At 34.2% G+C, this 13,685-nt stretch carries 16 protein-coding genes; 8 read left to right on the top strand and 8 right to left on the bottom strand.

Going from position 1 to position 13,685, the window contains the following annotated elements; genetic code table 11:
• The first annotated feature begins 287 nt into the window (after nt 1-287).
• From ACMT7R_RS10590 to ACMT7R_RS10580, 3 genes are read left to right on the top strand one after another with little or no spacing between them, the layout of a single operon-like run.
• Nucleotides 288-818, top strand: a complete 531-nt coding sequence (locus tag ACMT7R_RS10590) for a cob(I)yrinic acid a,c-diamide adenosyltransferase (RefSeq protein ID WP_415311815.1) — start codon at nt 288-290, stop codon at nt 816-818.
• 48 nt (nt 819-866) lie between these two features.
• The gene (locus ACMT7R_RS10585) at nt 867-1,676 is read left to right on the top strand and encodes a translation initiation factor IF-2 subunit alpha (RefSeq protein ID WP_415311814.1); all 810 of its coding nucleotides are present in this window, start codon (nt 867-869) and stop codon (nt 1,674-1,676) included.
• A 13-nt stretch (nt 1,677-1,689) separates the two neighbouring features.
• Nucleotides 1,690-1,875 carry an RNA-protein complex protein Nop10 gene (locus ACMT7R_RS10580; protein WP_415311813.1) on the top strand — a complete coding sequence of 62 codons (186 nt, stop codon included), beginning with the start codon at nt 1,690-1,692 and terminating at the stop codon, nt 1,873-1,875.
• Between the two features lie 41 nt (nt 1,876-1,916).
• Here ACMT7R_RS10580 and ACMT7R_RS10575 read toward each other — a convergent pair whose 3' ends face one another.
• Both ACMT7R_RS10575 and ACMT7R_RS10570 read right to left on the bottom strand, forming a co-directional pair.
• Nucleotides 1,917-2,660, bottom strand: coding sequence for a hypothetical protein (locus ACMT7R_RS10575; protein ID WP_415311812.1), 744 nt, complete (start codon nt 2,658-2,660; stop codon nt 1,917-1,919).
• Between the two features lie 109 nt (nt 2,661-2,769).
• Entirely contained in the window at nt 2,770-3,657 is an 888-nt protein-coding gene (locus tag ACMT7R_RS10570) for a right-handed parallel beta-helix repeat-containing protein (protein WP_415311810.1), read from the bottom strand.
• A 210-nt stretch (nt 3,658-3,867) separates the two neighbouring features.
• On the opposite strand from ACMT7R_RS10570, the gene ACMT7R_RS10565 reads away from it, so the two are divergent.
• Nucleotides 3,868-4,908, top strand: a complete 1,041-nt coding sequence (locus ACMT7R_RS10565) for an NAD(P)/FAD-dependent oxidoreductase (RefSeq protein WP_415311808.1) — start codon at nt 3,868-3,870, stop codon at nt 4,906-4,908.
• A gap of 22 nt (nt 4,909-4,930) precedes the next feature.
• Here ACMT7R_RS10565 and ACMT7R_RS10560 read toward each other — a convergent pair whose 3' ends face one another.
• From ACMT7R_RS10560 to ACMT7R_RS10540, 5 genes are all read right to left on the bottom strand, one after another.
• Entirely contained in the window at nt 4,931-5,233 is a 303-nt protein-coding gene (locus ACMT7R_RS10560) for a hypothetical protein (protein WP_415311807.1), read from the bottom strand.
• 613 nt (nt 5,234-5,846) lie between these two features.
• A complete protein-coding gene (locus ACMT7R_RS10555; protein WP_415311806.1) occupies nt 5,847-6,662 on the bottom strand; it encodes a class I SAM-dependent methyltransferase in 816 nt (271 codons plus the stop codon).
• Between the two features lie 347 nt (nt 6,663-7,009).
• A complete protein-coding gene (locus ACMT7R_RS10550) occupies nt 7,010-7,741 on the bottom strand; it encodes a methionine biosynthesis protein MetW (RefSeq protein WP_415311805.1) in 732 nt (243 codons plus the stop codon).
• A gap of 163 nt (nt 7,742-7,904) precedes the next feature.
• Nucleotides 7,905-8,699 carry a hypothetical protein gene (locus ACMT7R_RS10545; protein ID WP_415311804.1) on the bottom strand — a complete coding sequence of 265 codons (795 nt, stop codon included), beginning with the start codon at nt 8,697-8,699 and terminating at the stop codon, nt 7,905-7,907.
• A 22-nt stretch (nt 8,700-8,721) separates the two neighbouring features.
• A complete protein-coding gene (locus tag ACMT7R_RS10540) occupies nt 8,722-9,030 on the bottom strand; it encodes a glycosyltransferase (RefSeq protein WP_415311803.1) in 309 nt (102 codons plus the stop codon).
• A gap of 183 nt (nt 9,031-9,213) precedes the next feature.
• Between ACMT7R_RS10540 and ACMT7R_RS10535 the strand changes: the two genes are divergently transcribed.
• From ACMT7R_RS10535 to ACMT7R_RS10525, 3 genes are all read left to right on the top strand, one after another.
• Nucleotides 9,214-10,056: a hypothetical protein gene (locus ACMT7R_RS10535; protein WP_415311802.1), complete on the top strand. Its 843-nt coding sequence runs from the start codon at nt 9,214-9,216 to the stop codon at nt 10,054-10,056.
• A 57-nt stretch (nt 10,057-10,113) separates the two neighbouring features.
• On the top strand, nt 10,114-11,247 hold the full coding sequence (locus ACMT7R_RS10530; RefSeq protein WP_415311801.1) for a glycosyltransferase: 1,134 nt from the start codon (nt 10,114-10,116) through the stop codon (nt 11,245-11,247).
• A 114-nt stretch (nt 11,248-11,361) separates the two neighbouring features.
• A complete protein-coding gene (locus ACMT7R_RS10525; protein ID WP_415311800.1) occupies nt 11,362-12,198 on the top strand; it encodes a glycosyltransferase family A protein in 837 nt (278 codons plus the stop codon).
• Between the two features lie 19 nt (nt 12,199-12,217).
• On the opposite strand, the gene ACMT7R_RS10520 is transcribed toward ACMT7R_RS10525, so the two are convergent.
• Complete coding sequence (locus ACMT7R_RS10520) at nt 12,218-12,916, bottom strand: hypothetical protein (protein ID WP_415311799.1); 699 nt, start codon at nt 12,914-12,916, stop codon at nt 12,218-12,220.
• Between the two features lie 31 nt (nt 12,917-12,947).
• Between ACMT7R_RS10520 and ACMT7R_RS10515 the strand changes: the two genes are divergently transcribed.
• Nucleotides 12,948-13,271: a hypothetical protein gene (locus ACMT7R_RS10515; RefSeq protein WP_415311798.1), complete on the top strand. Its 324-nt coding sequence runs from the start codon at nt 12,948-12,950 to the stop codon at nt 13,269-13,271.
• The last annotated feature ends 414 nt before the right edge of the window (nt 13,272-13,685 follow it).

Below are 13,685 nucleotides of genomic sequence, written 5' to 3'. Positions count from 1 at the left end.
TAACCTCAATTTAGGAGCGATTTCAATAACTCGGCCATAGTATGAAGATTCATCTCAAAATGTGAACCATAAACAAAACCAAGATTATTTAGAGTATTTGGTATCGCCAAAACGAGACCATTAATTCTTGTTGTAAAAGAAAAATTGTACAAGAATCAAGGAAATGGCTGATCCGATAGTGAAAGGAATTGTCTAGTATTCGATCGTGCATTATTTTGATAATATTGTGATAAGAATAATCATAAAACAACAAGAAAATATTGCTTCATTAATAATAGAATAATCAAATGGACAGGGGGTTAATAATAACATATTATGGGAATGGCAAAGGTAAGACTACGGCGGCTCTAGGGATAGCACTTCGCGCAGTAGGATATGACCAGAAGATATGTATGATCCAATTTATCAAAGGAGAATGGGATTATGGGGAAATATATAGTTCAAATAGGCTAAAGCCCCATTTTGAATTGATTATAGCAGGAAAAGGATTCATAGGAATACTAGACGATGATCATGACATTCAGGAGCATATAGATTCTGCTAAAGCTGCTTTGGGTTTAGCAAAAGAAAAAATAAATTCATTGCGTTATGATACTGTAATACTAGATGAAATCAATTATGCGCTAAAATTAAAATTGATAGAAGAACACGAACTTATTTCGGTGCTTCAATCCAAGCCTCCAGGAGTGAATATAATCTTAACGGGGAACCACTTGACTGATCAGGTCCTAAATATTTCAGATCTAGTCACGGAAATGAGAGAGGTCAAACATCCATATAAAAAAGGCATTAGGGCAAGAAAAGGAATTGATTTTTGAAATAGCAAAAAGCAAAATTAATTAATCTAACAAAATTGTTAAAATATAGTGAGTATTTCAGAAACCAAAAAACTCCCCGAATTGGGAGAAATTGTTATAGTAACTGTCAAGGAAGTTACAGGTCACGGTGCTTATGTGACACTTGACGAATATGATAATCTTACGGCATTCTTACATATATCCGAAATAGCAACAGGTTGGATTAGAAATATCGAACGATATGTGAAACCCAAACAAAAAACCGTGCTTAAGGTAATTCGAGTAAATCCTAGTAGATCAGAGGTAGACTTATCACTAAAGCAAGTAACAGGGGAGGAGAAAAAATCAAAAGTCATTGAGGTAAAGAAGGATGAAAAAGGAGCCAATTTCATGGACATTATAAAAACAAAACTTGGTTACGACCAGAATCAAATGAGAGAATTGGAAGAAAAGATTAGCGAAAAATATGACTTCATTTATGACGCATTTGAAGCAGTGGGAATCAAGGGAACCGAAGTACTGGCCAGTTTAGATCTGAAACCGGAAGTAGTTGAGGCAATTGAGTTAGAAAGCAAGAAGATTCAGATCCCACATATAGAAGTAAGAGCACTGATGGAGATTACCGTAAGAAAAGGAGACGGCATTGAGATAATTAAGAATATCCTATCTTCTGTTGAAGGATCCAAAAATAACTCCAAAATAGACATTACGTATGTTGGTGCCCCAAAATATAGAATGACAGTGACGGCAGAAAATTTTAAGATAGCTGAAAAATCTCTTAATCAAGCAATTGAAAAGATAAAGGTCAATATCGAAAAGAATTCAGGCACTTTCAAGTTTTCGAGGGAAGAATCCAAAAAAACACACACAAATATTTAACCTGGTTGTCAAGATGAAACATCGGATTAGAATTTGTAAAAGTTGCTTAAGATATACATTAAGGGATAAATGTCAGAACTGTAATTCAGAAACCAATGATCCACATCCTCCAAAATTTTCGCTCGATGATAAATACATAAGATACAGAATAATGGATGCTTATACTGATTTATCAAGAAGTGAAAGCAAGGATTATTAGTAAAAGAATATTGACTTTGTGACAACTGCTAAGTAATTCGGTTAATCTGATGCAGTCAGGTTTATGGTATCAAGATTTGGTGTGGAGTTTATTATACGCATAATTCCTAAGTCACTAGCATTGGTATTTTGAGTCATATTGACAACAACAGGGATAAGATCCTGAGGCTTGGATGGGATATTACTGCTATTGATGGAAGAAGAAGAAGGCTCATTTGAGAAGGTAGAGTTTAATTCGCTTGGAGCAGATTTGTTCGAACTATTCTTTACAATATCTTGTAGAGCGGTGACATTAGAAGGAACAGTATCAATTACATTTTGAATCGGAATATCACTAGCATTGGTATTTTGAGTCATATTGACAACAACAGGGATAAGATCCTGAGGCTTGGATGGGATATTACTGCTATTGATGGAAGAAGAAGAAGGCTCATTTGAGAAGGTAGAGTTTAATTCGCTTGGAGCAGATTTGTTCGAACTATTCTTTACAATATCTTGGAGAGCGGTGACATTAGAAGGCGTTGCTTCAATTATTTGTCTAATTGGAATATCACTAGCATTGGTATTTTCAACTTCTTGTATCATTAAGGGGATTAAAGAAAGATAGGTTTGGTTTATGCTAGCCAATATCTCAGCGTCACTAACAACAGAAGAATTTGATTCCTGTCCAGTAACTAATCCATCATTGTTGAATTGGTAATTTAGAACCGCTGGAATTAGGGCTAATAAAATAATAAAAGAGATCAAAATATAACCTAATCTGCCAATGGAAAGGGCTAAGTTCATAACAGGTTTGATACCGATTAATAAGATAAATATATTACTGAAGGTTTTTAAAAAGATTTTAATAAATTAAAGTAAAATTTTTAATAAGAATAAAAAAAGGAGGTTGTTGTTATCTACCTAGACACAAACCGTCTGGGACAGATGTGTTACAGTTGTTGTCTGAAAAGACGTTGTTGTTTATGTTGGTTGGTAGACCGTTACCATTATTCAAATCTACACCGCGGTTCTGCAATACGTTGTTTGAATTGACGTTGTTCTCTGTGCTTTGGCCATCAAGGAAGATACCATTTACAGATCCCTGGATTGTATTCATGGAGAGTTCATTTGCTGCAGAGTTTACTAGAGTTACGCCTGCTAAGTCATTTGATTTGAATAGGTTGGTTGTCAACTTTGAACCAGAGGAGGAGTGTGCTGCTACACCGATGCTGTTTCCAAACATAAGGTTATCTTCAATTACTACATTCTTAGATCCTGTTTCAAAGACTGCAATTTCATTTTCAGTGAATGTAACTCTTGAGATTTTGTTGTCTTCTCCGCCAGAGAATAATGCACCTGCTTGGAAGCTTTTGATCGTTCCTGGGCCTTGAACAGTTACTTCATCATTATCTGCAAACATGATTCCAACCTTTGAGCTCTTCTCTCCTGGGCCGCTTAGCGTAAATCCATTCAAATCAATTGTGATACCGTCTGCACCTACAATGATACCATCAGTCTTACAATCAAGGTTGGCAGTCAATTTTACACTTTGTTTAATAACTTGACCACAAGATAAGCTAGTGCTTATTGGAGCTGCTGTGCTTGCGCTGTCGCTGCTGCCGCTGCTGTCACTTGCTTGTGATGGTTGATTATTATCATTAGAATTAGAAGAGGGGAGTGCACTGTTCAAAATATTGTCTATCATGCTGCTTTGTGCTGATGCTACAGTTGGTTGTATTAACAAAGCACCAACAGATGCAAATGCAATTAATGCCGCCATGAGATATATTTTGTTATTCATTCAAACAAAGATTTCATTGTATAATATATATGGGAAACTATTGTTTTTACTTAATTCAAGATTAATCTCTATCAGATATAAATAATTAGTAAGTAGATTGATTAGAACTTTTTTTGTAACAAATCATTATGTATAATCAATCTGTAGAAGGTAAATCTCTCTGCTAACCATACAAATATTAATATTATTACAAGAGGTATCCAAATTAATTTGAGGATAGCAGTAATTGGAGCTGGCGTTGCTGGTAGTTATCTTAGTAATATGTTAGACAAACGTGGCTACGAAGTTACTCTCTTTGAAGCAAATAAGAAGGAATCACATTGGCCGGTATGTGCCTGGGGAGCATCAAGACACATGTTAGAATACTTTTCCAATAACGCAGGCCTTGATTTCAACAATTATATTTTTCATGTTGGAAAAAAATTGAAAATGAGCCTTCCAAATCAAAAAACAGAATTTCTCGATTTGGATGGCTTAGTTACTTACAATAAGAAACAATGGGAAATTGATCTCTTGTCGAAAGTAAATGTAGAATACGGAATTAATTGTGATAGAAAGAGATTCCCCAATGAAAAATACGACTACATTCTAGATTGTACCGGATTTCATAGAAGATTTTTGCCAAGACCTGAAGAAGACTTTGTGATACCAGCTTATGAATACTTGCTTGAAAACATAGATGACATTGATGAATTTCATGTGATGGGCTATAAGGGAGCTAGAGGATACTTTTGGTACTTTCCACTCAGTAATGGCACGGGATTCATGGGTGCAGGGGACATAGATAGAAAATATATAGGAATAAAAGAATTCTTTGAAGAACATCCTCAAGCAAAAATAATAAGAAAAATTGGACGACCCATAAGACTTTCACCACCTAAATTGATGGAACCTTTTTGTGATAACAACATAATTGGTGTAGGGGAGTCAATTGGAACGGTTTTTCCCATGCTAGGAGAAGGCATTATTCCATCACTTTTAAGCTGTGAAATATTCTTGGACGTATTAGATCGGTCTAAAAAAGCCAATAAGAAATTTGATCAAATCGAGTACCGCGAAAAAATCCTAAAGAAATTCCAATACTATTATGATGTTTATAGAATTGTAAGACTAAAGATGGATGGAAAGTTGAGTACAGTTAAGCATTTCAATTTGCTTTTGAGCATGTACAAGAATATGAAAAAGGAGGAGAAGCGATTTGGGTTTGAGATAAATTTTGACAAAATGAGAAGATTGGTAAATGCCCTTTAATTCTGTTTAGTAGGTACATCGATTATTTATCAAACTTCTCTTCCCCTTTAGAATTAGATGTAGAGTCTTCATCATGGGCCATTAGTTCAGTTTTATTGGTCCTCTTCAAAATATCATTCAAATAATTCATGACAAATTCGTCCTCCTTCTTAGTAGTTTTACCTTTTATCAATCGCACTTGATATTGCATTATCCAAGCCCAAACCCAATTCTGATTAATTAACGCTTCGTTTTCTACTGAATATTGATGCTTTCTATGCCAGTAACCAATTAGCATAGATACAGGGATGTAAAAAAGTGCAAATAGAACAATAAACAATGGCAAAGATATAGTATCTCCTATAATGGGTATCTGTTTTATGGCAAAATTATAAGTGATAAGTATAAAATTAGTAAAAGTCAGTAAGAATATCAAATAAATGCTATGACCATTTCTAAAATCTAGCCATCTTCTGCGGATAAATCGTTGATTAATTTTCAAGTATTTTGACACAACCTTGTAATGATTTTTTCTCTAATTTAGCATTATCCATCAATTTTGTGTGGCTAAATATTTGATGGATATCATATAACGATATTCTTAATTTTGGATAACCCCAAGATATAGAAACAACATTATTTCAAAACAAATAATCAAATAACCAGAATGATGATAAAAACATATAAAATCATGAATTTGATAGATTCTAGAGTAATCTTTTCAATGAGAAAATAAGACATGATTCAAGCAAACAATACGACACCTTTGTTTCAGAGTTCAGTATTGGTAGCAAATAATTTAGCATGAAAATGGAATTTGGATGATGGAGTCATCTTATTTACAAAGTTGTTCTAGTGCTTACCAAATAAAGTATTTGCCGATTTTGTTCAAAATGATTTTATTGGCTCTGATGAATCGCCATTATCCTAAACATGTTGCTACTTAAGTCAGTCAGCCATCAGTGTTTTCTGCAAACCATAATTTCTGTTGATGGGCTTTCTTTTGATATGGAAATCAGCAAAAGTTCTATAGGATATAAAGCACAGCCTATTAACGACCCAAATGTTTCCCCGTTACTTGCTATTTTTTTGATCGAGTTCCAAAACCTGTGAATCATTACCCCATCAGAATCAACCGGAGCATTCATCAAATAAAACATTGGAGACCTCTCTAAGATTTCAAATCCTGTCGCTTGAAGCAATAATTGAATTTCAGATAAGGAGCGTATTGATTGAAATTTATTTTTATGTGATTTTCTTTGTACAAAATTTTCTGAGAATATAAACAATCCTCCAGGTTTTAACAAATTGTAAATGTTACTAATAGCTTTTGCATATTTATCATCCTCTTGAATATATGATAATATATCGAATGCAGTAACATAATCAAATTGCTTGATAAGAGGAATAAAGTTAGAACTTAAATCAAATTCTATGAAATTCGCTCTTGGGTATAATGTCCTGAATCTTTTTATGAATATGCTGGTTATATCGCAACCCACAACATCCTTGGCACCCAGTTGCTTCCAGACATCGACATAATATCCACTGCCAGATCCAATATCAAGGGCTTCAATATTATTCATATTTGATATTAGTCGTCGAAGTTTAGTAGACACTATAGATCTCCTTATCTTATACATCCAAGAATTGTAATTCCTACCGAAAGATAGATGTGCAGTGCCCTGTAGACCGTAATTATCATTCAGTTGCTTCCTCCGATATCCCATCTGTCCGCTTGTACCAAGTCTGTCTACATTGTCATCAAAGATCATTAATTCACAGCAAGACTTGGCCGAAAAACAGTTAAAGTTTTGGTTGGATACTATCATATTTAGATCAGGGAATAAAGTAGTAACGGATTGTTCTAAAAGATTTGAGGAGTACCTACCTTCATACTTGATAATAAATTGAGGATATTTGTACAAAAGGCCTGAAGTCAGGGATATCACATGTCAAAGGTAATAGACTTCGTCCCGCCGACAATTTGGAGAAAAGCAATCTAAAGATATACGTTCATACGATCCAATGAGAATAGAGTTGAAGTCTTGTGACCAGGAAAAGGAATTTGACTACGTTGATTGATAATCCGATTGATATGAGATACCACAAGAGCAATCCATCAGTCTTTTTTGGCAGAGAATGCTTTGGGTGCCAGGAACCAGCATTGTTGCCAACAAAGCAAATTGTTAAATCTCATTAACCAAGGCGGAAGCAAGGTATTAAAATCCAAAATAGTGATTCCAAGGTCCTTGCAAAAAAGACCAAAATCTTTGACAGACCAAAAATGTAAATGAGAAAAGGATTGTCTGGGTGAATATCCCCTCATTAGCTGAATTCTCCATTTAATGTAAGCACTATTGGGGATAGTCACAATCACTCCTTTTTTAGCATGAGATACAGCTTCAACAAGTATTTTTTGAGGATAAAGAGTGTGCTCTATAACCTCGATGAATAAAATATAATCAAAAAATTCATCTTTATCAAGACTAATTCCGTGATTAATATCCTTCACAGTTACCGAGATTCCCCTATTTTTGGCTTTCTCACATGCTACGTTTGATATATCCATGCCCTTTACATTGGCACTTTTGTTCTTCATTAAGAGCTCGGCCATAAGACCATCGCCTACGCCTACATCCAAAACTGTGGAATTTGGCTCGATCCAATCCTTTATCAAGTCAAATCTTACGGTCTTGCCTGTGCTTATATTAGTGTGATATTTTTCATAATCTTCAAACATTTCTGGAAACTCCCAATCTTTTTGCATTAATGATTTCGTCAGATCCCTTCTTAGTTCCCTAGACAATGTAACTATACTTCTAATTTTTTTTCTATAAGGAAGGAGTTGCATGAAACTTGATATTTATCCATCTTTATTAATTGTTAAGTTTCACTTGAGAAGTATAATTGGTCTGCTAAAAGTAGAGATGTACATGTGTTATCTAGGGTGATGTCTGTTGTTCATAGCCCAATTGCTAGAAATATTTACCATGTATATAGACAGGATAAAAAAATTAGGCCTGTTTGTAAGCTTCAAAGATATTATTTTCATAATTTTCCCACAATAAATTGCTACGGGCAAATTCGTATGTCTTTACCCGTTTTGTAAATAGTTCCTCTGTATTAGAAATCAAATTCTTAAATTTTTCAACCATCTCAGGATAATCATTAAATCCTATTACATTATCCAACAACGTATCGAATATAGGTTGCAAAGAATTTGTACTGAATACGACTAAACCCGTGTGAGCGTATTCAAATGCTTTGTTTGGACTGCAGTAAGGATGAAATGGATGTTTCTTCCACGGAATAAAACCGATACTATTTTTTGACATTTGATTAATCATATCTGTTCTATCCAAGAAGCCATGATACCTAATGTATTCTGTATCCGAAGCATTCCAGCCAATTACATTTAGCTTACCCAGTTTTCCCATTGCAAACAAGTCAATAAACCCGTCAATATTTTTAATTGGTGTCTGATAGCCTTTGTAGGGCGATGTTCCGGCATAGACTGAAGACGGTTCACTATTATTATTAGGAGGTTTGATTCTTTCAATTTCGTTATTTAAAGGAAAATTAGGTAGTAAAAAAACTCTGTTTGATATCCTAGACAATTCCAACTTGATTGATGAGGATGGCACTAGAGATGGGAATTTAGTTGTTATTTCTAGCTCCCAATCAATCCACATTTTTCGCTTGTTTTTTTTGATTTGATTACCCAAGGTCGTGACATTGCGTTTTATCTTAGCTAGCATGTCGGTATCATAGTAACTAACGTCGGTACTACTTTCATATTGACTAATCAAAAATTTTGACCAATATTCATGATTATCGTAGACAACAGCGATATTTGTCGATCTCCTTGGCCATTTTAGCTGAAAAAATATTATGGGCGTGAATAATGTCGGGTTTCACTTCATCAATGATTTTTTTCATGTGTTTCCTTAGAATATACCATTGGTAAGGCAACCTATACCGCGCCTTTGGATTCCAGTTTAGATTAAAGACATGTAAAAAAATATTTCTCTTATAATTAGACTTGGGTTTTAGTCCTGCAAAATAGACATCATAGCCTCTGTTTTTTGAACTTATGGCAGCCTTTTCTATTCTCCAATCCGGCAGAGGGCCATCTGACAAATGCAATACCTTAAAAACCAAATAACAGATTGGTCATTACGAGAAATTTATAAGTGTTAATATTTTTTGGTTTAATATTATTAAAAAAATTAGCCATAAATATTCATAAGAGTCCATCCATTGTCATAATAGTCTTACTTGAACATACTTCATGTCTGGGATCAATCTGGCGTGGCCTGCATTTTGGCTAAATATCAAAACAAACTTGGGCACAATGCTAAAGTCATTAGAAGGGCGAATTACGATCCCTATAGCATATATGAATTTTACAGGGACTTTGTCGAATTTGTTGAAGAATCAAATTATCTGGAATTTTGCCTCAAAGAAGCAAAGAACGCAGACATTATACATATCCATAGTCGCACTGATGTATTATTGTACCTAAGAAAGAAATTAGTGCACGAATCCAAAATTGTAATGCACTTTCATGGAACAGATCTACGGGGACTCAGGCGAAAGTATACGATAAACGATCTAATGGCTAATCCGAAACTTCTTTTCAAGAATAAAAGGGTTGCACGAATCCGCCAAAGGAATAATCTATTAGCAGAAGAATCTGCAGACAAAGTACTTTATTCTACACCAGATTTGAAAAAATTTTTGAAGGTAAGCGATCCTGTTCTAGTAAATATCCCAATTGATACTGAACATTTTACAAAAGGTCAAAATATAGAAACCAAAGAGGATTTTTTTATTTTCAACACTCAAGCTATTTCTAACATGGATTGGATTGTTAACTATTGCAAGAGGAATGGGATCAATAATTTGAAAGTAATTGACAGAATACATCAGCCAATAAAATATTCTGAAATGCCCGGATTCCTCAAACAATACAAGACCTATGTTGATGTTAGATATGTAAACGACAAATTATTGCATAATCTAAGCACTACCGCACTTCAATCGTTGGCATGTGGTTTAGACGTATTAGATTATAATCTTGACCGCATAACTGAGTTACCCAACGATCGTGTGGGGTCGAACGCTACTAGAATTGTTCAAAAAATATATGAGGAACTTCATTGATACATAAAAGCTACGATATCGATCACATGACGGTGAATTCATATTAAAATATTGCATTTGTCTGACACTTCACTGCCGGATTGGAGAATAGAAAAGGCTGCCATAAGTTCAAAAAACAGAGGCTATGATGTCTATTTTGCCGGTAAACAGGTGTCATCTAATCACAGATCCATATTTGATAATCATTTTGAGATTCAATGGACATCAAGATCGAGAAATAAGTTTCCAATCTATTGGTATAGTCTTAAAAAACACATGAAAAAAATCATTGATGAAGTGAAACCCGACATTATTCACGCCCATAATATTTTTTCAGCTAAAATGGCCAAGGAGATCGACAAATACCCTGTTGTCTACGATAATCATGAATATTGGTCAGTTTACTTAAAAAGACAACTAGAATCTGGAGTTTTCAATCACAACACTGAGAACATCTCTAACATAAAGTCAAAGGTTGCTGCGAGTAAAAATCGATTTAGAAATTTTCTTAAATCACGATATGTGAGAGTCTGGACGAACCTAGAAGAGGATTTGGTATCCTCAACTCCCACAATTACAGTTTCAAATACCATAGCGGCCGATCTCAAAAAGATGGGCAAGAAAATCTACGTCGTGCCGAATTTTCCCTTGCGAGATGAAGTAAATTGGATCCCAAAGCCAGAATTTCATCACTGTAAATCGTCAGTATATGCAGGTGTAGAACCCACAGGAGCTGTAAAATCAGCCCATCGGAATCTGGAAGGATTTATAGATCTATTTAGTAACATGGATATCGGGGAATTATTTATCTTAGGTTGGAGTAACAACAAAAGTTCCACACCCAACGTTCAGTATTTGGGATTTTTGAGCAGAACAGAAATGTACAAACAGATGCAAAAACATTCTATCGGAATTGTCCCGTTTCGTCCCCACTGGTCTCATGTATTTATTAGTCCTAACAAGGCCTATGAATATGCTCACGCGGGACTGTTTGTTATTTCCTCTAACGGCTTTATCCCTGTTTTTGATACATTGCAAGATAATTGTATTGCGTTCACCGACTATACCGATCTTCAAGCCAAATTACGATACCTATTTGAGGATATGGAGGATTTATACCATAAACGGGTAAAGACATACGAATTTGCCCGTAGCAATTTATTGTGGGAAAATTATGAAAATAATATCTTTGAAGCTTACAAACAGGCCTAATAGTAGATTAGGCTATTGGATTAAGGAGGGCAGACAGTCTTTACAGATATCAATGGTAGTTTAGCATCAGGTATATCGCAAAAACCTTATATCATTACCATTTTTTTTTAATATATGGGTAATTATTATGTAATTGTTACGTGCAGAAATTCAGAAAGGACGATTGAAAAGGCAATTCTATCATTACATAATCAAACTTTAAGACCCGAATATATAATAACAATCGATGATGGATCAACTGATAAGACTCCGGACATACTAAAACAGATGACTATAAAAATCCAGAATTTATATGTTATAACAAACCCAGATATGGGTTACGATGTTACTCGAATTGTTAGAAATTGGAATAAGGCAATAGAGTATTCTAGAGAACATAATCTAAAATCAACTGATTATCACATGATAGCAACGGATGATACCATTTATGAATCGGATTATGCAAAAAAGATTATTTCGCTGATGGACAATAATCAAAATCTAGCAATTGTTTCAGGACGTTATGATGAGAACAAATACGAAAAACCCCATGGGGCAGGCAGGTTTGTTCGAAATTCATTTTTTGACAATGCCCATCATCTTTATCCAGAAAAAATGGGTTATGAATCAGTCATTTTAATTACAGCCTTAAAAACCAAGATGGGATACAAAATTCTTGAAGAAGCTAGATTTGAACATACACGCCAACTAGGTCAAGATCATCACTTTTATGAATTTGGTGCAAGTATGAGAACACTAGGCTATCACCCGATATTTGCATTTGGAAGGTTTTTTAAATATTTTCTGAGTGGTAAACCAATAGGAAGAATGGGTGCTTTGTATATGGTTTACCATTATATTTTCTATAAACCGAAGGAAACAGGTTACGACAGTATGTATCCCGAAGAAATTAGAAAGTATCTGAGACAGAATCAGATTAACAAGATAAAATCCCTTCTTAAAATAAAATAGGAAATAATTCTAAATAAAATTATTGATACTTGCAAAGTATTTTACTAATGTTATAAACCTTAAACTGTCCTGATCCATAAACCTGGAATATCGAAACGTTTTCAAAGGCTTTTTCACTGCTTGATACCAGTATTATATGTGGCCATCTCGAATCTTGACTACTAGTTTTAGAATTGCACAGTCCTGGGCCATGTGTTTTAAAGAGTGAATTATTTTTGAAGTTAGAGATATTTAATATACTTTCTTCGTACTTGAAGTCATTAGTTGGGTCCAAGAAAAGAGAGAACCATCCTCTCCAATGGATTGATCCGATAACAATTGAATTTCCAGCTGTGTTTTCATTTATCCATTCGATTACATGAACGAGGTCCTTATTTTGATTTATGTCTAATGAATTCATAGACATGGAAATTGGCATAATAAATTGTGTGAGATCATGGAAATAACCCGGTATCGTAACAATTGTTCCATATGGAGCAATTGCAAAAAACAATCCGTAAATAATAAAAAAAGAAAAAAATACTGCAAAAATAATCATCTTTATTTGTTTTGATTTTATGGATGCATTCATTAGAGAGAAGCCATAAACAGCAAAGATTGAAACAAAAATGCCAGACACTATAACCCAGCGCTCGGGAACTAGGTATTCATAATTGGGAACTATTACCCAACTAAATGAACAAACCAATGCAATCGTAGTTGGGACTTTTAGAAGCATGAATTCAGATCGATTTTTTAAATAACCACATATGAAAAAAGGTAGAAGAATTCCATACAAGGAGACAAATAGTGTGAGGATGTTGGTAATAGAGTATGAATTTAGATCATATGTTGGGCTGATAAGGGTTTGTATAAGATCCGATTTCATGGAAAAGACTGAGACATCATCAAAATTAATCAAATATGCTATAAATAAAACCAGAAATGATAAAGTGACCAAGACCAAATATCTATTTCTAATTAAGAGTGCGTATACGAATGTTGTAGTAAGAAGGAGAACTGAAATCATACGATCAGAAAACACCGTGATCAATATTAGACAAAATATCGAAGTGTACGATAGTATTAATTGATAGTTACTTTTGAAATTTTTAGAGATGGTATTGATCAGTAACAGGCATAAATTTAGAAAAATCATGGAAAGAAGATCTCTGTATAGATCCCATGACATGCGCAAAGCGCATAGCTGTACTAAAACGAATATACTAAACAATATACTTTGAAGTAGGGATATTTTCATCAATCGGGTAAATACGAGCTGAATAGAAACACCGAATAATCCGTATAGAATAATATTAATAAAATTGAAGAAGGTATATGGATCTATCAAAAATAATTTAGAGAAGAAAGAAACGATGAATAAATAGACAGGATAGGAAGTCGTCCAATTAATCCCATTATTAGAAAAATTATATAAAAACGGTAAATAATAATTAATAGAGTCATACCCAATTGGATAAGGATAATTTATATAGGTAGGAACGGCA

Origin of the sequence: Candidatus Nitrosocosmicus sp. FF01, from assembly GCF_047711275.1 — an archaeon.
GTDB lineage: Archaea > Thermoproteota > Nitrososphaeria > Nitrososphaerales > Nitrososphaeraceae > Nitrosocosmicus.
Note: the sequence above shows the minus strand (reverse complement) of the source record. Positions and strands in the feature narration are given on the sequence as shown.